Here is a 19733-nt window from a genome sequence, read left to right on the forward strand (position 1 = left end):
GGCTACCGTAGCGTGACGCAAAGCGGCGTCCCCACCATCTCGCTACGACACCTTCACGCCATGGATCGCGACGACGCGCAGGTTCGGCTTCAGCGTCCCCTCCAATTGCGCCTTCAATTCGTGAACACGTGGGTCGCTCGACCGCGCCGCGCACACACCATATTGATGGACGGATCGCGCCAGCGCGCGCCGCGCTTCCGGCGTTCGCGTCAATTCGGGCGTCGAAAGCCGCAACACGATCGCCGCGAGATTCACCAGCATCTCGTCCAAGGCGACGTCGATGGTTCCAAGATTGTGCATCACTCACTCCCTGGAAGGCCAACGGCGGCTTCAGGCCGGCGTTCCTGGCCACCCCGGACATGGCTAACGTTTGGTAAACGACTTGTCCTTGCCGGTCGCCACGCTAGGCTGGCGAAACAAGAAAATCAGGGGAGGGACCACCATGGATCGACGCGATCTCCTGCGCGCCGCTGCGGCATTGCCGTTGCTGCGGGCTGCTTGGCCGGACAAGGCCGCTGCGCAAGCCTATCCGGCGCGCAACATCACCATGATCGTTCCGTTTCCGGCCGGCGGACAGGCCGATCTCGCTGCGCGACCGGTCGCGACGGCGTTGGAGCGAATTCTCGGCAAGCCCGTGATCGTCGACAACCGGGCGGGAGGCGGCGGCGGATCGGTCGGCAATGCCGCGGCCGCGCGTGCCGAGCCCGACGGTTACACGCTGCTGATGACGCTGTCTTCGCTCGCGGTGCTCCCCGAGGCCGACCGGCTGTTCGACCGACCCGTCGCCTACGAGGTCTCGCAGTTCATGCCGATCGCGCGCGTGCTCGCCGATCCCACGCTGCTCGCGGTGCCGGCCTCGGCGCCCTGGAGAACCGCACAGGATTTCGTCGAGGACGCGAAGAAGCGGCCGGACCAGATCACCTATGGCTCGTCCGGACCGTACGGCACCCTGCATGTGGCGATGGAGATGTTCGCGAGCAGCGCCGGCATCAAACTGCTGCACGTGCCGTTCCGCGGTGCAGGCCCCGCGCTGACCGCGATCCTCGGCGGCACCGTGCAGGCGATCACCGCTGCACCCGGCACGCTGAAACCGCAGGTCGACGACGGCAAGCTGCGCGTGCTTGGCAATTGCGGCGCGCAGCGCATCGCGAGCTTCCCTGATGTGCCGACCTTCCAGGAGCTCGGCTACAAGGACGTCGAGTTTTACATCTGGGCCGGGCTGTTCGCGCAGAGCGCTCTGCCTGCGCCGATCGCGACCCGCCTGCGCGAGGCGATGGCGCAGGTGATGACGAGCCCCGACGTCCTCAAGGCGTTCGAGACCTCGGGCAGCCTCGTCGCCTATCAGGACGCGCCGGCCTTCTCTGAGTTCGTCGCGACCGACAGCAAGCGGCTGATCGCGGCGGTGAAGAAGATCGGCAAGGTGGAGTAGGGCGAGGTTCAGAATTCGCTGCGGACCAGGCCGCGCAGCGTGTGACGGTCGTATCCCGGCGCGAACGCGCCCTCGTACGAGGCCTTGAACGATGTCGCGGTCGTCAGATCCCACCGGATTTCGGCGCCGGCAAGCGCCACCGTGCGCGCGCGCTCGACGCCGGTGATCGCGAACGGAATGCCGGGTGCGCCTTCCAGAGCCGCCGTCGTGGTTGCCGCGCTGCCGGTAAACTCATGACGAACGGCAATGGTCGCGCCGAACTGTGCCGCGTGGCCATTCGGCATCATCATGCGCTGGCTGCCGCGCAGGCCAGCCGTGCCATAGCCGAGGTCGAAACTGCCGCCTCGCACCAGCTGATTTACCCCCGGCGCACCGGCCTCTAAAAGACTGCCCTGGCGTGTCGCGTACCAATCGGCCTTGGCAAAGGGCTCGGCGACAAGACCCCATCCGGTCTGGAACGGCCGCGAGATGCCCAGCGAAGCGGCAAAGGTGTTTGCGCGCGAAGCGGCAGTTGCCGTCTCGCCGAGGAACGCGATCGTGCGTGAGGAGTCGAGCGCCGCGAAGGAATAGCTGATCGCCGATGCGAGATTGAATCCGCCGGCTTCGCCGCGCGCGTAGACGCCGGCATGCCCGGCATTGGCCTCGATGCGGTCGGCGCGGCCGGCCATGCGCAGCTGGCCGCTCGATGCGCCGATCGCGAGGCCTGCCGTAAAGCCCGGCCTGTGCCAGAGATCGGCACCGAGCGCGGCGCCGGCGATGGTCGTATTGGTTCCGAAGGCAATGTCGCTCGCGGCCACCTTGTCCCAATTGCCATAGCCGCCAAACCAGACGCTCTGCATCGGCGCCGCGCGGCGGCGGTTCAGCGCCTTGCCGATCGGGTCCGTGGGCTCCGGCGCATAAGCGGACGCGGTCATCCGAACGGTCTCGCCGCGCGACTGCGTTCCGGCGCTCCACATGAAGCTCTGGAACATGTCGGCCTGATCTGCGACGAAGCGGCGTCCATCCGCGTGGATTTGACCGGCCAGGTCGTCGAGGCCGGCCTTGATAACAGGCGTATTGAGCGCGGCGAGCGTGTTGATCGCAGTGGCCAGCAGTCCCGATGCGCCGCCGAGCTGTGCCTGATCGAGTGCGCCGGCCACCGCAGCCTGGTTCGGCGTCAGGCCCGACAACGTTCCGAAGCCGCCGATCTGCTGCAGCAGGAAATAGACGTTGTTGGCATCGTAGCTGAGCTGCCCCGTGACCAGCGGGCTGCCGGAGCTCGTGAGCGCCGCGAACGTGCCGCTGACGCCGCCGGCCGCCGAGAGAATGGTGTATTGCGTATTGGCGATAAAGCCTGCGCCGAGCGGCACGATCTGCACCGTCCCGCCGTTGAGCGTCGCGGTGCCCGTTGCCGCGATTCTGTCGGACTGGCCGGCGGGGTTGATCTCGACCTGGAAGGTCGAGCCGGCATTGAAGGCGACGTTGCCGTTGACGTTGAGCGTCCCGATCGAATTGCCGGGCGCAACCGTGCCGCCATTGCTGACGACGATTCCGCCGACTGTGCCGGTGCCGCCGAGATAGCCGCCATTGATCGTGACGACCGAGGGCAATGTGCCGTTCACGATCAGGCCGCCCGCGTCCACTGTCGTCGCGCCGTTGAAGGCGGTGGTGCCGGTCAGCGTCCAGACGGAGTTGCCGTTCTTCTTCAGTTGCTCGAACTCGTCATGTTGCAGGCCGGGGCCGAGATTGCCGAGGTCGAACGTGGCGCTGCCAATGCTGCCGAAGTTCAGCGTATCGGTACCGCTCCCGCCGCGAACATTCCCGGTGATCGTCGCGCCCGGCGCGAGGCCGAGCTGATCATCGCCGCCATTCAGCTCGATCGCTCCGCTGCCGCCGCCCGAGATGGTGCCGGCGTTGAAGATGGTGTCGCTGCCGGAAGAGCCCTGGATGGCGAGGAAGAAGCCGCCGGAGATCGTGCCGCCATTGACGAGCGAATTGCCGCCGGCGATGAATTGCACGCCGGTATGGCCGCCGCCGATCGATCCGCTGTCATAGACGAGGACAACATTGCCGCTCGACGTCCCGCTGATCCGGAGCCCCGTCGTGTTTGCCCCGGTGCCGACCGCCGTCCCGCGAATGTTGACGAGATTGTCGTTCGAATTGTCGATGACTATGGCTGCTTCGGCATTGCCCGTACCCTCCGCGATCCCACCGGCCGCGATCGTCACATTGTTGTGGATCGATCCGTTGGAGAGCAGAACCGCTCCGCTGTAGGTCGAGGCTGTCGCCTGATTGTTGACGGTAATGTGCGAGGCGATGGTGCTGTCGAAAACGACCGCAGGTATGCCTGCGCCCGGCAGCAGCGACGTCGTGGTGCCGTCACCGACATTCACGGTGACGTTGCTGCCGCCGGTGGCGTTGATGTGATCGGTGTTGCCGAGGCCGGTGCAGGTCGCGACGTCGCCCGAATTGAGCGCGCCGATCGTGCCCGTGCCGGCCACGGTGCAGGCGGCGCGCGCCGGGCTGGACGTCAGGACGGGGAAGGCGAGCACGATGGGCGCCAGCGCGGTGGTGACCAGCAGCTTGCGGCGAAAGATTGCGGCCGTGCTGGCGTTTTGCGCATAGACCGGTTGTGCAGTCGGCATCGACGTTCCCCTCATTGCAGCACATTGCTAGCGGGAGCGCCCTCATCCTTCTTGGCGTCAGGCGAAATGCCTTATGGCGAAAGGCGCAAGACGCCGGTTTGCCTCGGCCCTGTTGCTGAGGCGCCACGGACCAAAGCGTCAGCGAGAGCTGCCATGGTTCCTGACCCGCTTTCACAATTTGTTGTTGGTCCAGAACCGGCTCCCGCCTCATTGATTGATGAAAATCGACGGGAATCGGGAAGGATCTGACATGCGGACAGAGCGGATAGCGCTGGGTGTCGTGCTCGCGATCGGCGGCATCGTCGCGCCGGGCGCAGCATTCGCCCAAGAATATCGCGGGACCATGGAGCAGCAGATGGCCTGCACGCCGGATGTCTGGCGTCTCTGCAGCGATCAGATTCCCGATGTTAACCGCATCGTGGCCTGCTTGCAGCAGAATACGCCGCAGCTTTCGAGCGGCTGCCGCGCGGTATTCCAATCCAACAATCAGATGCCGCCGCAGCAACAGGTTCCGCGCGGTCGCGCCGCTCCGCCACCACGCTACATTGCTCCGCCGCCTCCACAGCGGCCTTACGACGAGGACGAATAGCGCCGCTCAAGGCCTGTGCTCGCAGACGTCGACCCATTCAGCCGCGGTCAGCTCGGCCATCCGCTCCGGTGTGATGCGCACCGCGCTATGGGTCGAGCCGGCAGCCGGCACCACGACATCGAAGGCCTTCAGCGAGACGTCGCAATAGATCGGCAGCGGTGACTTCAGGCCGAAAGGGCAGACGCCACCGACCTCGTGTCCGGTGATCTCGGCGACTTCCTCCAGACCCAGCATCTTCGGCTTGCCGCCGAACTGCGCCTTCACCTTCTTGTTGTCCATGCGCGAGGTGCCGCTCGCGACGATCAGGATCACGCGCTCGCCGATCCGCAGCGACAGCGTCTTGGCGATCCGCCCCGGCTCGACGCCATAGGCTTCGGCCGCCAGCGCCACGGTCGCGGAGCTGATCGGGGATTCGATGACGGAGATGTCGGGGGCTTTCTCGGCGAAGAAGGCGCGAACGGATTCCAGGCTCATTCCGGGCAGCTCATTCCAATCTTACAGGCGGGCGACGACCCCTAAGCGATTCCCGGCAGCTCGGAGAGGGCGCGGACACGATGATCCGGCGCAAAGCCGAGCTCATCCATCTGGGTGCGGATCGCCTTGAACATGGTGAGCGGTGCCACGAGTTCGTTCTCGACGCAAGCCAGCGCCATCGCTTCGGGCGTCACCCGCTCGATCCAGGCAACCTTCAGTCCGAACGATTTTGCCCCGGCGGCGTCCCAGGGATTGGAGGAGACGAACAGAACCTCATCAGGCGCGGTGCCGAGCACCTCGCCGATCAACTCATAGGCCTGTGGGCTCGGCTTGAAGATCTTCTTCGCGTCCACGCTGATGGTTGCATCGAGCAGACGGTCGAGACCGGAATTGCGCACCAGCGCATTGAGCATGTCCGGGCTGCCGTTGGAGAGGATGGCGAGCTTGCGCGGTCTCAGGGCCGCAAGCGTTTCCGCCGCATCCGGATAGAGATCGAGATGCAGATATTTTTCGATGACGCGCTCGAATGCCTCGCTCTCATAGGCGAGCCCGAGCACACGCAGCGTATAGGCGAGCGAGTCGCGCGTGACCGCGTCAAAATCCTGGTAAGCTTGCATCAGCGAGCGCAGCCAGGTGTATTCGAGCTGCTTGATGCGCCAGACCTGCGTGATGATCTCGCCATAGCCCGGAAACGCATCCTCGGTGACGTCAGCGACCGACTGGAAGTCGTAGAGCGTGCCATAGGCGTCGAAGACGACGGCTTTGATGGGCATTGGCTGTCCTCCCGGGGTTGTGGTCACAGGAACTCCGATTGGGGCGTGCGTATAGTTCGTCAGCTTACCAGAGCAAAGCGGATGTGTGTGTCATGCAAGCGTGACCGGTGGCTGCGGACCCGAGCTCAGTTTGTGATTTCAAGACTAGCCGCAACGTTCTCGCCTGTTCGGGTGAGCCGACGCTTTCGTGTTGCTTCCATGGCAGAGGAAAGGTCGTGGACCAGCTCCTTTAGCGCCGGCGCAAGCTGTGCGGTATTCACGACTTTAATGATGTATGGAGGCTTGAGCGCATTCATGCCTCCTCCAAAAATTGAGTCCAGGAAGGCACCGGCCGTGTCGCCATGCCACTCCGGTGCTCCTATCGCAACCTTAAGTGCGGACCGAAAATCGGATGCTGTATTCCAGCTGCTAGCATCGAGTTCTATAGTGACAATAGTCATTTCGATGTCGTCCGCCGCGCGTTTCTGATACACCAAGGTGGCTACAAAGTCTCACCACGCCCGAAGCAATAATCTCATCTTGCCACTTTCATGGCTATTGCGCCAACTTCCGCTTGGGCCCAGCAGGAACGTGCTGCGCTTCCGCGAGAGGACCGGCTACCGAGAGTATTGCGGGCACCAACGGAGCAGGTAGTAATCTGTGACCCACAGGTCGGCCAACGAATGACTCGGACTAATTCATTCACGCTTCTGCTTGTGCTGGCAGCAGCCCTTCATCCGCTCGTCACGTCTGCGCAAGAACAGAGCTGTCTCGGAATTCGCTGCCGCGGACATGCCCATTTTCTAACCTGCGATAGGCCGCGGGAGGGAGCTACGGTCGTTTCGGCGCATGTGATCGCGGTCTCAAGAGAATGCTCGAACGAAATCCTCTCGATGCGGATTGATGATGCGAAAGCCCGGGATCTTCCGGCAATCATCGAGGTCAATCTTGGCGGTTGCATTTCGTTTGCCGGTCAAGTGGGTGATTTAATCCGGGTCGCATTATTTGAACGACCTCGTCCCGATAGGAAGCGATACCGCTTCGCCTGTAATGTTTGGTAGGTGAGCTTGTGATCCCAGCCGGTCTCAGAGCCAGTCACGCCAGCGCTGCTGAAGGGCAGAGCAGACCTCGGACGGAGTCTTGCGCAAATCAAACGGTCGGCTGACGTCCTGGCCGCGGCCAGGTCGCCCTTTCGGCGAACACCCGGCTGACCTCCGCCATGTGCTCGGTGCCCCATGTGCAGAGCGGCACCAGCGCTTCGGCGAGGCTCTGGCCCAGAGGCGTGAGACTGTAGTCCACCCGCGGCGGCACCTCCTTGTAGTCGGTCCGCTTCACCAGGCCATCGGCCTCCAGCTCCTTGAGCTGCTGGATCAACACCTTGTCGCTGACGTCGCGTATGGCGCGCCGAAGCTCGCCGTAACGGGTCGGTCCGTCCTGGGCGACAAAGTACAGGATCAACGGCTTCCACTTGCCCGAGACGACCCGCAAGGTCGCATCCAGGCCGCAGGTGAAGCCGGGCAGGTTCGGCGTGCAACGTTGGACGTCTGCTTGGGCTTGCGCCGGTGGGGAGATGAGGTCTGAACGATCTGACGACATTTTTTGGGTACTTACCAAAAGGTGCATACTTGTGGTTAGGTAGGTAGGCCGCCAGCTCAGTGCAACCTCAATGAAGGAGCACATCATGAGCAGACTAAAAGGCAAGACGGCGGTGGTGACGGGCGGTGGAACGGGCATCGGGCTCGGAGCCGCCAAACGGTTCGTCGATGAAGGCGCGTTCGTCTATCTCTTCGGGCGGCGGCAGGAGCCGCTCGACGCTGCGATCGCGCAGCTGGGGTCCTCGGCGCGCGCGGTCAGGGGATCGGTCACCGATCTGTCCGACCTCGACCGGCTGTATGCGACGGTGAAGGCCGAACGCGGCAATGTCGACGTCCTGTTCGCCAATGCCGGGACCGGCGCGTTTGCGCCGCTCGGCCAGATCACCCCCGAGCACTACGATCAGATCTTCGATGTCAATGTGAGGGGGCTGGTGTTCACCGTGCAAAAAGCCCTGCCGTTGATGCGCAGGGGATCGTCGATCATCCTGACCGGCTCGAGCACGGGCGTGATGGGGACGCCGCAGTTCAGCATCTACAGCGCGACCAAGGCCGCAATCCGCAATCTGGCGCGCAGCTGGGCGCTGGACCTGCGCGGCACGGGCATCCGCGTCAACGTGCTGTCGCCGGGACCGACCAAGACCGAGCTGGCGCTGGAGGTCGTGGGCGAGGAAGCCTTCGATGCACTCGGCAGCGCCACGCCCATCGGGCGCGTCGGCGACCCCAGCGAGACCGGCGCGGTGGCCGCATTCCTGGCGTCCTCGGACAGCAGCTACATGACTGGCGGCGAGGTGTTCGTCGATGGAGGCCTGGCGCAGGTCTGATGTCTCGTTCACCTCTCCCGCTTGCGGGAGAGGTCGGCGCGAAGCGCCGGGTGAGGGCTTTCTCCTCTCGGTGACTGTCCCACTGCGGAAAGCACCCTCTCCCCGACCCTCTCCCGCAAGCGGGAGAGGGTTACTAGATCCCTAACAGCTTCCTTGCGTTCGCCTTCAGCACCTTCGGCCGGATCTCGTCGCGGATCTCGATCTTGGCGAAATCGGACAGCCAGCGGTCCGGCGTGATCACCGGCCAGTCCGAGCCGAACAGCATCTTGTCCTGGAGAATCGAGTTGATGTAGCGCACCAGGATCGGCGGGAAATACTTTGGCGACCAACCCGAGAGGTCGATGTAGACGTTCGGCTTGTGGGTCGCGACCGAGAGCGCCTCTTCCTGCCAAGGGAAGGACGGGTGGGCGAGGATGATCTTGAGGTCGGGGAAATCGGCCGCGACGTCGTCCATGTACATCGGGTTGGAATATTTCAGCCGCATCCCCATGCCGCCGGGCATGCCGGAGCCGACGCCGGTCTGGCCGGTGTGGAACAGCGCGATCGCGCCGCCATTGTTGATCTCTTCGTAGAGCGGATAGGCCATGCGGTCGTTGGCGTAGAAGCCCTGCATGGTCGGGTGGAATTTGAAGCCGCGCACGCCGTATTCCTCGATCAGCTTGCGCGCCTCGCGGGCCCCGAGCTTGCCCTTGTGCGGGTCGATCGAGACGAAGGGGATGAGCACGTCGAGATGCTCGGAGGCGATCTCCAGCATCTCCTCGTTCTTGTAGCGGCGGAAGCCGGTCTCGCGCTCGGCATCAACAGGGAAGATCACCGCGGCGATGTTCTTGGAGCGGTAATAGGCCGCGGTCTCGGGCACGGTCGGCGGATGCTTATGCGGCGACTTGAAATACTCCGCCATCTGCGCCTGGAAATCGTCATAGCCGTCGTCGGGATGGGTGCCGCAGGGCTCCTCGGCATGGGTGTGGATGTCGATGGCGACGACTTTGTCGATATCAGGCAGCTTCAGCTTTGGCATGGGTGTCCTCCCAACGGGTTGCCGAATTGATTATAGGATATAACGAATTTGGCAAGGCGCTGGTGGCGGCCCTTGAAGTCGTTGCGAGAAAATCGGGCCGATCCGGCCGCTTCTACTGTGCATGGGGTTGTTTTCACGGTTTTGCTCATAGGAAGCCGGGCAGTTAACATTGACATGACCTCCCGCCATGCCTTAAGAACCGCTCCGTCCCGGGCGGTCGGTCCGCCAGCGGGAAAAATCTCATTTTGCCACATTCGCGCGTGCCGAAACGGTAGTGCCGAACACGGCCTTTCGAACGTTCAGGATTCTGCCATGAAGGTCCGTAACTCGCTGAAATCGCTGCGCGGTCGCCATCGCGCCAACCGCCTGGTCCGCCGCAAGGGCCGGGTCTATGTGATCAACAAGGTGCAGCGCCGCTTCAAGGCGCGCCAAGGCTGATCTGAGCGGCTGACCACGCCCGGCCGGGCGCTTTCGCGCGCTCCGCAAGACCACGGTCTCACACGAGTTTGACGCCGCCTTTGCTTTGCAAGGGCGGCTTTGCGCGTTTAGACTTGCACCATGGCAGTGAGATTCCGTTTCGCGCGCACCCTGTGTCTGGCCCTCGTGCTGGGGACCGCCGGCCTTGCGCCGGCCGCCCTGGCCCAGCAGGTCGAGCCGCCCGGCAAGCAGAAGAAGTTGCCCGAGGCGCCGTCAAAGCTGCCGAAGGTCGACCGCAGTAAGAATCTCGATTTCCTGTTCGGCGCGCTGAAGGCGGCGCCCGATGAGGCCAGCGCCAAGCATGTCGAGGCGCGGATCTGGGCGATCTGGCTGCAGACCCCGAGCGACACCGCCGCGCTCCTGATGTCTCGCGCCAAGACCGCGGTCGATGCGAAGAAGATCGACGTCGCGATCAAGCTGCTGGATTCGATCATCAAGCTCAGGCCCGATTACATCGAGGCCTGGAACCGGCGTGCGACGCTCTATTATATGCAGAACGATTATGGCCGCTCGCTCGCGGACATTCAGCAAGTGCTGATTCGGGAGCCCCGCCATTTCGGCGCGCTCGCCGGCCTCGGCATGATCATGCAGGAGGTCGGGGACGAGAAGCGCGCGCTCGATGCCTACCGCAAGGCGCTCGCCGTCAATCCGCACCTGGAAAAGATCCCCGACCAGGTCAAGGCGCTGACCGAGAAGGTCGAAGGCCGCGACATCTAGCTATAACTCGATCATTTCTTGAGCGATCGCGGCCGCCGCGGATTAACCACGATCCGAGCCGGGGCGTCGCAAGGACTATTGCGGGGCCTGTTGCAGGCCTACCTGCATGGCAGGAGCGAAAGCCATGAAGCGTTTGATGGTCGCAGCGACATTGCTGCTCGCGTCGGGGACGGTGAGCTTCGCCGACGGACTGTTCTGGGTGGTCGGCAATCGTGCCACCGGCAAATGCACCATCGTGACCAGCAATCCAGTCATTTACGGCGACATCTGGTTCGGCGACGGTCCCTACAAGTCCAGGGCCGATGCCAAGCTTGCGCGCTCGACGATCCGCGCCTGTCCCCCGGTCACGCCCGAGGAAGAAAAGCAGGAGGAGGGGGCGAACTAGGCTGCGCTTAATGCAGCACGCTGCTGCCGCGCTCGACCAGGCCGCGGTCGGCGGCTGCGGCGTAGGCCTTTGCCAGCTCGGTCTCGAGATGCTCGTTGATCAGGAGCAGCGCCCGCACGGCACCGCGCAGGTCGCCGTTGCAGCTCGCGACGATTTCGTCGATTGCAGTATCGTTCGATCTGAAGCTCATCGAAAATTCTCCGGTTCAAACCAGGACAATCCTGCCGGTCTTTCCCGCATCCCCTGATGTTGCGAGGAGGATCGGCGCCCACCCGCGCCTAGATGGCGGAACCGACCATGGCGATTATATGGAAGCTGCGATGACGCCCGCATGAAGCTGGTCCCAAGCTTGCGTGCGGCTTTGAACATCCCTGATTTCATTGAGTTTTCTCGATCGGCAATTATGCACATATCCACAGCCCCTGCATTTTCAGTGGAAGCGCGCACCGCCGGCGGCGAAACTGCCGGCCGAGCAGACCCGTAACTGCCCCGTGCCCAGGATCACCCGGATTCTCTCCATGATCGTGATGTCAGTCGTGACGGCGCTGGTCCTGCTGGCGCTGCTCACGCAGGCCGGAGTCGTCGCCGTGCAGCGGGCCTTTCCGCCGCAGGGGCGCATGATCGAGGTCGAGGGCGCCGCGCTTCACGTCGTCGAGATCGGCCCGCGCGAGGCCGCCCCGCCGATCGTGATGCTGCACGGCGCGAGCTCCAACCTCGAAGCGATGCGGCGGCCGCTCGGCGATCTCCTCGCGAGGGATCATCGCGTGATTCTGATCGACCGCCCCGGCAATGGCTGGAGCACGCGCGCAAGCCGGCAGGATTCGACGCCGCAGATCCAGGCGCGCATGATCGACGAGGCGCTCGGCAAGCTCGGGATCGATCGCGCGGTCTTCGTGGTGCATTCCTGGAGCGGCGCCCTCGGCGCGCGGATCGCGCTCGATCACCCGCGCCGCGTGGCGGGCCTCGTGATGCTCGCGCCCGTCACGCATCCCTGGCGCGGCGGTGTCGGGCGCTACAACGAGATCATCGCAACGCCCGTGATCGGCCCGCTGCTCGCCTACACGATCACGCTGCCGCTCGGCTATTTCATCACCGAAGCCGGGGCCCGCAACGTGTTCCTGCCGCAGACCATGCCGGATGGTTTCGTGCAGGACTCCGCGACGCCGCTCTTGCTGCGCCCGCGCGAGTTCATCGCCAATGCCTATGATCTGGTGACGCTGAAGGAGTCGGTCGCCGCGCAAGTCGCGCGTTATGGCGAGATCACGGCGCCTGTTACGATCATTGCCGGCGAGCCCGACAAAACGGTGAGAACCAATATCCACGCGCGTCCGTTCGCCGCGGCGGTGTCGAATGCAAAGCTGATCGTGCTGCCCGATCTCGGCCACATGGTGCAGAACGCCGTGCCGGATCTCGTGAAGGCGGAGATCGAGACGATGATCGGACACATCGCCCCGGCGCAGGCGGTCGCCGACTAAAGCGTTTTCGAGCGAAGTGGAAACCGGTTCGCGCGAAGAAACCTGTCAGAACAAGAAAGCCAGAGCTTCGATTCTGGTCCGATCGGAACCAAAGCTCTAGCGTCCGCCTCGTGCGCTTACTGCTTGATCTTCCCATCCTTGTCGTATTGGGCAAGGAAGGCCCAGAGATTGGTGATCTCTGTCTCGTTCTTGATGCCGGCGAACGCCATCTTGGTGCCGGGGATCTTGGCCTTGGGGTCCTTGATGTATTCCTTGAATGTGGCCTCGTCCCAGGTGATGCCGGAATTCTTGTTGGCGTCCGTGTAGCTATAGCCCTCAGCCGTGCCCGACTTGCGGCCGTTGAGGCCGTTGAGCTCCGGGCCGACCTTGTTCTTGGCGCCTTCGCCGATCGCGTGGCAGGCCAGGCACTTGTTGAACGATGTCTTGCCGGCCGCGACATCCTGCGCCATCGCGGCGGGTGCGGTGGCAATGACGGTGAGGATCGTCAGCGCGCCCAAAGTCAGTTTTGTCATAGTGTGCTCTTCGTCTCTTCCCGGGTCAGATGGAGGGTCGTGGTTTTGGCAGGTCCGATGCAAGTGGACAAGCCGCGAAACTTTGACAGGTTTCCTGCTAGCAGACTTGCCCCAGAGAGAACTTGCGCTGCAACAAAGCAATGCGACCTTCGGAGGACCTACCCAAAGACGACAAGACATGATTGATTTGCCGAGATAATTCCATCCGTCGGACGAAGGCTTCTTAAAATGGCCATCATGATGCCCGCAAGCGACCAGGCCGTGCTGGCGCGTCGCAGCGAAATCGTCGCCGCCTTGCGCGCAATCGTGCCGGGCGAGGGCGTGATCGACAGCCTCGCCGAGATGCGGGCCTATGAATCCGACGGGCTGACCGCGTATCGGCAGCCGCCGATGGTCGTGGTGCTGCCGGATACGACCGAGCAGGTCTCGCTCGTCCTGAAATATTGTGCGGCGCAGAACATCAAGGTGGTGCCGCGCGGCTCCGGCACTTCACTGTCCGGCGGCGCGCTGCCGCTGGAGGACGGCGTGCTGCTCGGCCTCGGCAAGTTCAAGCGCATCCGCGAGATCGATTTCGACAACCGCGTCGTCGTCACCGAGCCCGGCGTCACCAATCTCGCAATCAGCCAGGCGGTCGCCCATGCCGGCTTCTACTACGCGCCCGATCCGTCCTCGCAGATCGCCTGCTCGATCGGCGGCAACGTGGCGGAAAATTCCGGCGGCGTGCACTGCCTGAAATACGGCATGACCACCAACAACGTGCTCGGCTGCGAGATCGTGCTGATGAGCGGCGAGATCCTGCGCATCGGCGGCAAGGGCTGCGAGAATCCCGGCTATGACCTGATGGGCGTCATCACTGGTTCCGAGGGCCTGCTCGGCGTCATCACGGAGATCACGGTGCGCATCCTGCAGAAGCCGGAAACGGCGCGCGCGCTGATGGTTGGCTTCGCGCAGGTCGAGGCGGCCGGCGAATGCGTGGCACGCATCATCGGCGCTGGCATCATCCCCGGCGGCATGGAGATGATGGACAAGCCCGCGATCCACGCCGCGGAGGCCTTCGTCCATGCCGGCTACCCGCTCGATGTCGAAGCGCTGCTCATCATCGAGCTCGACGGGCCCAAGATCGAGGTCGACGAGCTGATCACGCGCGTCGAGGCTATTGCGAACGCTTGCGGCTCGACCACCTGCCAGATCTCGACTTCCGAGGCCGAGCGCAACCTGTTCTGGGCCGGCCGCAAGGCCGCATTCCCCGCCGTGGGCCGCATCTCGCCCGATTATCTCTGCATGGACGGTACCATCCCGCGCGGCGCGCTGCCGAAGGCGCTGGCGCGCATCCGCGAGCTCTCGGAAAAGTACCAGCTCGGCTGCGCCAACGTGTTCCATGCCGGCGACGGCAATCTGCACCCCCTGATCCTCTACGATGCCAACAAGCCCGGCGAGATCGAGCGCGCCGAAGCCTTCGGCGCCGACATCTTGCGCGCCTGCGTTGAGTTCGGCGGCGTGCTCACCGGCGAGCACGGCGTCGGCATCGAGAAACGCGACCTCATGCCCGACATGTTCAGCGAGATCGACCTCAACCAGCAGCAGCGCCTGAAATGCGCCTTCGACGCGCAGGGCCTGCTCAATCCCGGAAAGGTATTTCCGACCCTGCACCGCTGCGCCGAGCTCGGCCGCATGCACGTCCACGCGGGCAAGCTGGCGTTCCCGGATTTGCCGCGGTTCTAGGCCGCCTACTGCGCGAGCGCCAGGATGCCGCCGGCAAATGCGTGCCACGCCGCCGTTTCGCTGACCGGCCAGTTGAGCACCTTCACCGCCAGAAGCGCGAGCGTGCCCGTGATGTACACCGGATGCACGCGGCCCTCGGCGCGCCAGTCGCGCACCATGGCGACGACGAGCAGAAGGGAGGCGACGACAGCAGGCGCGATCGTCACAGGCACCGGCGGCGGGCCGGGCGGTCCTGATGGTGCGAGGAAGGTCAGGAACCAACGCGCGATCGCGGCGTCGAGGATCGAGACCGCCGCGAGCAGCATCAGGCGCTTGTGAACCTCGAGCCTGCGCGTGTTCATGATGGCGAGCACGAACACCACGGCAAAGAACGCGATGCCGCTCAGCGGCACGATCGAGAAGGCGATGCCGGCATCGACCTGTCCGAGCGCCGCGGCGTTCTTCATCGACGTCACGGACGCGAAAAAGCCAGAAATGACCATCGCGGTCGCAAGCGAGACGCCGACGATGCCGAACGAGTGGTGATTGACCACGCGGCCGGAGGCCGCGAGCCAGGTCTGGAGCACGAAGTAAAGCGACCAGGTGAAGAACAAGAGTCCGTGAAAATGGATCACCGGGCTTGCGGACAATGTCCGGTGAGCGAGCGGCACCCAATAGGTCGGTGCGAAGCCGAGAAAGGCAGTGGCGGCGCAGGCGAGCGCCATGTGGAGATAAAAATATCGTGCAGGCGAGGCATCACGCGCGCGTACACGACGGTCGTCAATCAGGGTCGTCATCAGGGGTGAGTCTGGAAAGGCGGCGTTTGGTTCAACGTCTCCCCGTCCACCCTCCGGTGTCGTCCCGGACAAGCGTAAGCGCAGATCCGGGACCCATAACCATAAGATGTAGTAGTATCACTCGCCGGCAACTCCGAGTCTTCGCCAAACAGAATTTCGTGGCTATGGGTCCCGGATCTGCGCGCGCTTTGGGCGCGCTTGTCCGGGACGACAGCGGAGGTTAACCCCCCGCGCTCAATTCTGCGCGATCGAGCTCCTCCTCGAGCCGATGAAACGCATCGTCGCCGATCACCTCGGTGGCGCGCAGGTCGAAGATCGCCTTGCGCGCGGCCTCGATAGCGCGGCGGCGCAGGGGATCGGCGGGCAGTTCGCCGTTGCTGATGCCGCCGTTGGGATCGGTCTCAGCCTGCATCAGGATGGCGCGATATTCGAGCCGCAGGATCTCCGCCTCCTCCGACGGATCGCTCTCGATCGCATCGAGCGCGGCACGATAGGCCACGGCGCGGCCGCGGGCGACCTCGATGCCGACGGGATCGTCGTCCTTGAGGTTGAAAGCGAGGATCAGCGGCCGCAGCGTCAGGCCCTGGATCACCAGCGATCCCAGCACCACCGCAAACGCTATGAAGACGATGAAGTCACGATAGGGAAAGTTTTCCGGCAGGGCAAAGGCGGTGGCGAGCGTGACGAGGCCGCGCATGCCGCACCAGGAGATGATGAGCCCGCCCTTGGGCGAGGCCACCTGCTGCGGATCCTTGGGATGATAGAGCCCCTGCGCGATCAGCACCCGCAGGCTCGTGCGATAGAACGTCACCCAGAACAGGCGTACCAGGATCACCGTAAGCAGGATCCAGGCGGCGGCCACGCAATATTCCCAGCGCACGTCCGCATCCAGCCGCGTCCAGATCGGCCGCATCTGCATGCCGATCAGCATGAAGGCGAGCACGTTGAGCACGAACACGGTCGTCTCCCATACCGCATAGGACGGCACCCGCAGCCGCGCCGGGATGCGCGCCGGCGCGGTGCGCGCGACCGTGATGGCGTAGACCACGATGGTGAGGATGCCGGAGAGACCGAGATGCTCGGCGGCGATCCAGACCATGAAGGTGGTGGCGAACTGCACGATGATGGCGCTCGGCGCCTCCGTCACCCGCTCCATGAACAGCGGAATGATGCGGCCTGCGGCCAGACCCGCGATGACGCTGCCGACCAGCGCCAACGCCATGGTCGGAGCGACCTGGCTCCAGGTCAGATGCTCGGTGGCGACCGCGCCGACGGCGATGCGATAGATCAGCAGCGCACTGGCATCGTTGAGCAGGCTTTCGCCCTCCAGCACCTTGACCATGCGGTGGGGCAGCTTGACCTGGCTCAGGATCGCAACCGCAGCGGCCGCATCCGGCGGCGCCACGATGGCGCCGAGCGCGACCGCGGCGGCCCAGGGCATGTCGGGCATCAGCCGGTGCGCGACATAGGCCACGGCGGCCGTGGTCAGGCCGACCGCGGCCACCACCAGGGTCGAGACCGGAACCCAGTTCTTGCGAAGGTCGCGCAGCGACGTGTCGAAGGCGGCATCGAGCAGGACCGGCGCGACAAAAAGGGCAAGGGCGAGGTCCGGCTCCAGCGTCCAGGACGGGCTCGACGGCACGAAGGCGATCAGCGCGCCGCCGATGGCGAGAAAGGTCGGGTAGGGCACCTTGATCCGCCGCGCCAGCGCCGATAAGCCGACCGCGCCGAGCAGCAACACAATGATCCATTCGAATGTCGACACGATGATCCCCGAAGCCGATTTCAGCGGCGCCACAAGCTAGCACCAATCCGGCCGTATGATGGATAGTGCGGCTTCAAGGCCAGAGCTTAACATCGACGACAAGGCTCGACTGCAACGCATGCGTTTTCTCATTCAACTGATCGGCGCCGGACTGCTCTATGCGCTCTCGTTCGCCCCGGCCGATGCCGTGACCGGCGGCGAGCCGGTGGCTGTGACGCAGGTCGATGTCGCGCCCTGCCTCGCCGCGGCCGCAGCCGATGACATGGACAAGGCCGCCACGGCCTGCGCCGAAGTGATCGACAACGAGAAGACGACGAAGGGCGATCTGATCAAGGCCCTGATCGCGCGCGGTGCGCTCTATGCGCGGCACGATCAGGTCGACCATGCCATCGCCGACGACAGCCGTGCTCTTCTGCTCGATCCCGGCCTTGCCGACGTCTTCAATGCGCGCGGCGAACTCTGGCTGAAGAAGGGTGACAAGCCGAAGGCGGTGCAGGATTTCGGCGCAGCGCTCAGGATCGATCCGAACCACGAGAAGGCCAAAGCCAATCACAAGGCGATGGCGCGCGAGATCGAGCGGATCGGCGCGCAGATGGCGGTCGCCGGCAAGCCCAGCTTCAATTGCGGGCGAGCGCGTCGGGCGGTGGAACGGGCGATCTGCGGCAATCGCGAACTCGCCGATCTCGATCGCGAGGTCTTTGCCTCCAATGCCCGTGCGATCCGGGAGGCGCGCAATGCGGCCGAGGCCAAAGCGCTCCAGCGCGAGCAGGACGAGTTCATCGCGCGCCGCAATGCCGATTTCGGCCGGCCGGGATACGATCTGAAGAAGGCGATGCAGCAGCGCTTGCAGCGGCTGAACGGTGTGGATGGATATTGAGACTTTCGCCTCTCCCCGCAAGCGGCAGGGCAATCGCATTTGAATATTGCGGGGGTCGTCATGCCCGGGCTTGTCCCGGGTATCCACGTTCTTTGCGCCGTGTGGAAAGGCGTGGATGGCCGGGACAAGCCCGGCCATGACGCTGTGGAGACAGCCGGTGCCCATAGCCACATCTCATATGCGATAGTCCTGCCCAAGCAGGGCGAGGGAGAGCCGGCAGCGCTCCGTCCCTCCCAGGCCCGGTTTGAACCCATCGCTTGCCAGCTGCGACAACGGTGAGAACCCGACGTCACGGAGCCCTATGTCATGTGCGGCACTCACGCCTCCGCGCAAGCGCTTTCGCCTGCCAAAATCTCGCTTCGCGCCCTCTTTCTCGGCGCGGCCATGAGTTTCGTTCTCGCGGCTCCCGCCGCGGCGAGCACCGAGTGCGTGCTGGGAAGCAAGGCCACCCCGGCCGAGTTGATCTCCGCGTGCAGCGCCATCATCGACCAGACCGCCAATTCGGCCGCCGAACGCAGCGCGGCCCTCGTCGTCCGCGCCGAAGCCAATGCGCAGACCCTTGGAGGCCAGTCGCAGGCGCTGCGGGATCTCGACCGCGCCATCGCGCTCGACGGCAAGAACGCGAAGGCCTGGCGCGTGCGTGGCGACCTCCTGCGCGAGGCCGGCGGCGACCTCAATCGCGCCGCGGCGGATCTGACCAAGGCGATCGAGCTCGACCCGCAGGATGCCGAAGCTTACGAGCTGCGCGGCGTCGTCTACACCAATCAGCGCCGCCTCGACCGCGCGCTCGCCGATTACGACCAGGCGATCAAGCTGAAGCCAGACGATGCGCAAGCCTGGTCCGACCGCGGTGTGGCCTATTATCTCGGCGGCGACAACGAGAAGGCGATCAGAAATTTCGACGAGGCGCTGCGGCTCGATCCCAACCGCGCGCGTACCTACACCAATCGCGGCGCGGCCTACAAGAAGCTCGGCCAGCTCGACAAGGCGGTCGCCGACGACGGCGAGGCGATCAGGCTCGACCCGAAGGTGCCGGAATATTACGACAACCGCGGCCTGACCTATGCTGCGATGGGCGAGTACGACAAGGCGATTGCCGATTACGACCAGGCGATCCGGCGGGAGCAGCGCGCCAACTTCCTGACCAACCGCGGCGATTCCTACCAGTTCAAGGGCGAGCTCGGGGCGGCGCTGAGCGACTACGAGGCTGCGCTCAAGCTCGATCCGAATTTCGCGAAGACCTACAATAACCGCGCGGTGCTCCACAAGAAGATGGGCGAGCGCAAGAAGGCGCTGGCCGATTATGAGACGGCGCTGAAGCTGGATCCTGGCAACGAGAATGCAGCGAACGGCCGCCGCAGCATGATTGCCGAGATCGCCAGGTTCGGCGCGGCGTCGCCGGGCCCAATGCATGCGCGCTCGGCCGACGATAGCGGTCCTTCGTTCAATTGCGCCACCGCCAAGCGCGAGGTCGAGAAAGTGATCTGCGCCGATCCGCAGCTCGGCGTGCTCGACCGTCAGATCGCCGAGACCTATGAACGTGTGCTGAGGGCTTCCAAAGGACGTTCCGCTAGCGACCTGCGCAAGACCCAGCGCGAGTTCCTCACGACGCGCAATGCGAGCTTCCGCCGCCCCGGATACGATCTGAAGAAGATCATGCAGGACCGCTTGCAGCGGCTGAACGCGATGGAGAGCTGAAAGGCGAAGGAGCTGAAGCCTTGCGGC

General features: G+C 64.3%; 21 protein-coding genes. 10 read left to right on the plus strand and 11 right to left on the minus strand.

Features of this window, described 5'->3' with window-relative positions; all coding sequences use genetic code 11:
* Positions 1 to 42: 42 nt before the first annotated feature.
* The gene (locus ABIA45_RS31905) at positions 43 to 300 is read right to left on the minus strand and encodes a hypothetical protein (RefSeq protein ID WP_404545699.1); all 258 of its coding nucleotides are present in this window, start codon (positions 298 to 300) and stop codon (positions 43 to 45) included.
* 142 nt (positions 301 to 442) lie between these two features.
* Between ABIA45_RS31905 and ABIA45_RS31910 the strand changes: the two genes are divergently transcribed.
* Positions 443 to 1429: a tripartite tricarboxylate transporter substrate binding protein gene (locus ABIA45_RS31910; RefSeq protein ID WP_404654766.1), complete on the plus strand. Its 987-nt coding sequence runs from the start codon at positions 443 to 445 to the stop codon at positions 1427 to 1429.
* Positions 1430 to 1437: 8 nt separating this feature from the next.
* On the opposite strand, the gene ABIA45_RS31915 is transcribed toward ABIA45_RS31910, so the two are convergent.
* On the minus strand, positions 1438 to 4053 hold the full coding sequence (locus ABIA45_RS31915; RefSeq protein WP_404654767.1) for an autotransporter domain-containing protein: 2616 nt from the start codon (positions 4051 to 4053) through the stop codon (positions 1438 to 1440).
* A gap of 250 nt (positions 4054 to 4303) precedes the next feature.
* Here ABIA45_RS31915 and ABIA45_RS31920 point away from each other — a divergent pair, with 250 nt between their 5' ends.
* Complete coding sequence (locus tag ABIA45_RS31920) at positions 4304 to 4642, plus strand: hypothetical protein (protein WP_157283186.1); 339 nt, start codon at positions 4304 to 4306, stop codon at positions 4640 to 4642.
* 6 nt (positions 4643 to 4648) lie between these two features.
* Here the strand turns inward: ABIA45_RS31920 and ABIA45_RS31925 are convergent, their stop codons facing one another.
* From ABIA45_RS31925 to ABIA45_RS31940, 4 genes are all read right to left on the minus strand, one after another.
* The gene (locus tag ABIA45_RS31925; protein WP_404654768.1) at positions 4649 to 5116 is read right to left on the minus strand and encodes a YbaK/EbsC family protein; all 468 of its coding nucleotides are present in this window, start codon (positions 5114 to 5116) and stop codon (positions 4649 to 4651) included.
* Positions 5117 to 5157: 41 nt separating this feature from the next.
* Positions 5158 to 5889 carry a haloacid dehalogenase type II gene (locus tag ABIA45_RS31930; protein WP_404654769.1) on the minus strand — a complete coding sequence of 244 codons (732 nt, stop codon included), beginning with the start codon at positions 5887 to 5889 and terminating at the stop codon, positions 5158 to 5160.
* 125 nt (positions 5890 to 6014) lie between these two features.
* Positions 6015 to 6329, minus strand: coding sequence for a hypothetical protein (locus ABIA45_RS31935; protein ID WP_275497763.1), 315 nt, complete (start codon positions 6327 to 6329; stop codon positions 6015 to 6017).
* A 688-nt stretch (positions 6330 to 7017) separates the two neighbouring features.
* Positions 7018 to 7389 (minus strand): helix-turn-helix domain-containing protein, encoded by a 372-nt coding sequence (locus ABIA45_RS31940; protein WP_275498095.1) that lies wholly within the window; start codon positions 7387 to 7389, stop codon positions 7018 to 7020.
* Positions 7390 to 7549: 160 nt separating this feature from the next.
* Between ABIA45_RS31940 and ABIA45_RS31945 the strand changes: the two genes are divergently transcribed.
* Positions 7550 to 8284, plus strand: coding sequence for an SDR family NAD(P)-dependent oxidoreductase (locus ABIA45_RS31945; protein WP_275510733.1), 735 nt, complete (start codon positions 7550 to 7552; stop codon positions 8282 to 8284).
* 133 nt (positions 8285 to 8417) lie between these two features.
* On the opposite strand, the gene ABIA45_RS31950 is transcribed toward ABIA45_RS31945, so the two are convergent.
* A complete protein-coding gene (locus tag ABIA45_RS31950; protein ID WP_036021159.1) occupies positions 8418 to 9302 on the minus strand; it encodes an amidohydrolase family protein in 885 nt (294 codons plus the stop codon).
* Positions 9303 to 9614: 312 nt separating this feature from the next.
* Here ABIA45_RS31950 and ykgO point away from each other — a divergent pair, with 312 nt between their 5' ends.
* The 3 genes from ykgO (at position 9615) to ABIA45_RS31965 (ending at position 10881) form a co-directional block, all read left to right on the plus strand.
* A complete protein-coding gene (gene ykgO, locus ABIA45_RS31955; protein ID WP_006611362.1) occupies positions 9615 to 9740 on the plus strand; it encodes a type B 50S ribosomal protein L36 in 126 nt (41 codons plus the stop codon).
* 120 nt (positions 9741 to 9860) lie between these two features.
* Complete coding sequence (locus tag ABIA45_RS31960; protein ID WP_157283076.1) at positions 9861 to 10496, plus strand: tetratricopeptide repeat protein; 636 nt, start codon at positions 9861 to 9863, stop codon at positions 10494 to 10496.
* A 124-nt stretch (positions 10497 to 10620) separates the two neighbouring features.
* Positions 10621 to 10881 carry a hypothetical protein gene (locus ABIA45_RS31965; RefSeq protein WP_157283074.1) on the plus strand — a complete coding sequence of 87 codons (261 nt, stop codon included), beginning with the start codon at positions 10621 to 10623 and terminating at the stop codon, positions 10879 to 10881.
* 7 nt (positions 10882 to 10888) lie between these two features.
* Here the strand turns inward: ABIA45_RS31965 and ABIA45_RS31970 are convergent, their stop codons facing one another.
* Positions 10889 to 11071, minus strand: coding sequence for a hypothetical protein (locus ABIA45_RS31970; RefSeq protein WP_028180446.1), 183 nt, complete (start codon positions 11069 to 11071; stop codon positions 10889 to 10891).
* A 328-nt stretch (positions 11072 to 11399) separates the two neighbouring features.
* Here ABIA45_RS31970 and ABIA45_RS31975 point away from each other — a divergent pair, with 328 nt between their 5' ends.
* A complete protein-coding gene (locus tag ABIA45_RS31975) occupies positions 11400 to 12356 on the plus strand; it encodes an alpha/beta fold hydrolase (protein WP_404654770.1) in 957 nt (318 codons plus the stop codon).
* A gap of 116 nt (positions 12357 to 12472) precedes the next feature.
* Here the strand turns inward: ABIA45_RS31975 and cycA are convergent, their stop codons facing one another.
* Positions 12473 to 12868 carry a cytochrome c-550 CycA gene (gene cycA, locus ABIA45_RS31980; RefSeq protein ID WP_157283070.1) on the minus strand — a complete coding sequence of 132 codons (396 nt, stop codon included), beginning with the start codon at positions 12866 to 12868 and terminating at the stop codon, positions 12473 to 12475.
* Positions 12869 to 13096: 228 nt separating this feature from the next.
* Here cycA and ABIA45_RS31985 point away from each other — a divergent pair, with 228 nt between their 5' ends.
* Positions 13097 to 14590 (plus strand): FAD-linked oxidase C-terminal domain-containing protein, encoded by a 1494-nt coding sequence (locus ABIA45_RS31985; protein WP_157283068.1) that lies wholly within the window; start codon positions 13097 to 13099, stop codon positions 14588 to 14590.
* A gap of 5 nt (positions 14591 to 14595) precedes the next feature.
* On the opposite strand, the gene ABIA45_RS31990 is transcribed toward ABIA45_RS31985, so the two are convergent.
* Together ABIA45_RS31990 and ABIA45_RS31995 are read right to left on the minus strand one after the other, a co-directional pair.
* Entirely contained in the window at positions 14596 to 15366 is a 771-nt protein-coding gene (locus tag ABIA45_RS31990) for a hypothetical protein (RefSeq protein WP_404654771.1), read from the minus strand.
* A 220-nt stretch (positions 15367 to 15586) separates the two neighbouring features.
* Entirely contained in the window at positions 15587 to 17164 is a 1578-nt protein-coding gene (locus ABIA45_RS31995) for a sodium:proton antiporter (RefSeq protein WP_085968676.1), read from the minus strand.
* Positions 17165 to 17249: 85 nt separating this feature from the next.
* On the opposite strand from ABIA45_RS31995, the gene ABIA45_RS32000 reads away from it, so the two are divergent.
* Positions 17250 to 18008: a tetratricopeptide repeat protein gene (locus ABIA45_RS32000; protein ID WP_404654772.1), complete on the plus strand. Its 759-nt coding sequence runs from the start codon at positions 17250 to 17252 to the stop codon at positions 18006 to 18008.
* Positions 18009 to 18314: 306 nt separating this feature from the next.
* Positions 18315 to 19706 (plus strand): tetratricopeptide repeat protein, encoded by a 1392-nt coding sequence (locus ABIA45_RS32005; RefSeq protein ID WP_271545850.1) that lies wholly within the window; start codon positions 18315 to 18317, stop codon positions 19704 to 19706.
* The last annotated feature ends 27 nt before the right edge of the window (positions 19707 to 19733 follow it).

It is taken from the genome of Bradyrhizobium sp. USDA 336 (assembly GCF_044908355.1).
GTDB classification, from domain to species: domain Bacteria; phylum Pseudomonadota; class Alphaproteobacteria; order Rhizobiales; family Xanthobacteraceae; genus Bradyrhizobium; species Bradyrhizobium yuanmingense.

Bases quoted from the DNA above. Each gene is read 5' to 3' on its own strand.
- ABIA45_RS31950 (WP_036021159.1), bottom strand. From the start codon at position 9,302: ATGCCAAAGCTGAAGCTGCCTGATATCGACAAAGTCGTCGCCATCGAC.
- ABIA45_RS31930 (WP_404654769.1), bottom strand. From the start codon at position 5,889: ATGCCCATCAAAGCCGTCGTCTTCGACGCCTATGGCACGCTCTACGAC.
- ABIA45_RS31960 (WP_157283076.1), top strand. From the start codon at position 9,861: ATGGCAGTGAGATTCCGTTTCGCGCGCACCCTGTGTCTGGCCCTCGTG.
- ABIA45_RS31920 (WP_157283186.1), top strand. From the start codon at position 4,304: ATGCGGACAGAGCGGATAGCGCTGGGTGTCGTGCTCGCGATCGGCGGC.
- ABIA45_RS31945 (WP_275510733.1), top strand. From the start codon at position 7,550: ATGAGCAGACTAAAAGGCAAGACGGCGGTGGTGACGGGCGGTGGAACG.
- ABIA45_RS32000 (WP_404654772.1), top strand. From the start codon at position 17,250: ATGCGTTTTCTCATTCAACTGATCGGCGCCGGACTGCTCTATGCGCTC.
- ABIA45_RS32005 (WP_271545850.1), top strand. From the start codon at position 18,315: ATGTGCGGCACTCACGCCTCCGCGCAAGCGCTTTCGCCTGCCAAAATC.
- ABIA45_RS31915 (WP_404654767.1), bottom strand. From the start codon at position 4,053: ATGCCGACTGCACAACCGGTCTATGCGCAAAACGCCAGCACGGCCGCA.
- ABIA45_RS31905 (WP_404545699.1), bottom strand. From the start codon at position 300: ATGCACAATCTTGGAACCATCGACGTCGCCTTGGACGAGATGCTGGTG.
- ABIA45_RS31970 (WP_028180446.1), bottom strand. From the start codon at position 11,071: ATGAGCTTCAGATCGAACGATACTGCAATCGACGAAATCGTCGCGAGC.
- ABIA45_RS31910 (WP_404654766.1), top strand. From the start codon at position 443: ATGGATCGACGCGATCTCCTGCGCGCCGCTGCGGCATTGCCGTTGCTG.
- ABIA45_RS31935 (WP_275497763.1), bottom strand. From the start codon at position 6,329: ATGACTATTGTCACTATAGAACTCGATGCTAGCAGCTGGAATACAGCA.
- cycA (WP_157283070.1), bottom strand. From the start codon at position 12,868: ATGACAAAACTGACTTTGGGCGCGCTGACGATCCTCACCGTCATTGCC.
- ABIA45_RS31975 (WP_404654770.1), top strand. From the start codon at position 11,400: ATGATCGTGATGTCAGTCGTGACGGCGCTGGTCCTGCTGGCGCTGCTC.
- ABIA45_RS31985 (WP_157283068.1), top strand. From the start codon at position 13,097: ATGGCCATCATGATGCCCGCAAGCGACCAGGCCGTGCTGGCGCGTCGC.
- ABIA45_RS31965 (WP_157283074.1), top strand. From the start codon at position 10,621: ATGAAGCGTTTGATGGTCGCAGCGACATTGCTGCTCGCGTCGGGGACG.
- ykgO (WP_006611362.1), top strand. From the start codon at position 9,615: ATGAAGGTCCGTAACTCGCTGAAATCGCTGCGCGGTCGCCATCGCGCC.
- ABIA45_RS31990 (WP_404654771.1), bottom strand. From the start codon at position 15,366: ATGACGACCCTGATTGACGACCGTCGTGTACGCGCGCGTGATGCCTCG.
- ABIA45_RS31925 (WP_404654768.1), bottom strand. From the start codon at position 5,116: ATGAGCCTGGAATCCGTTCGCGCCTTCTTCGCCGAGAAAGCCCCCGAC.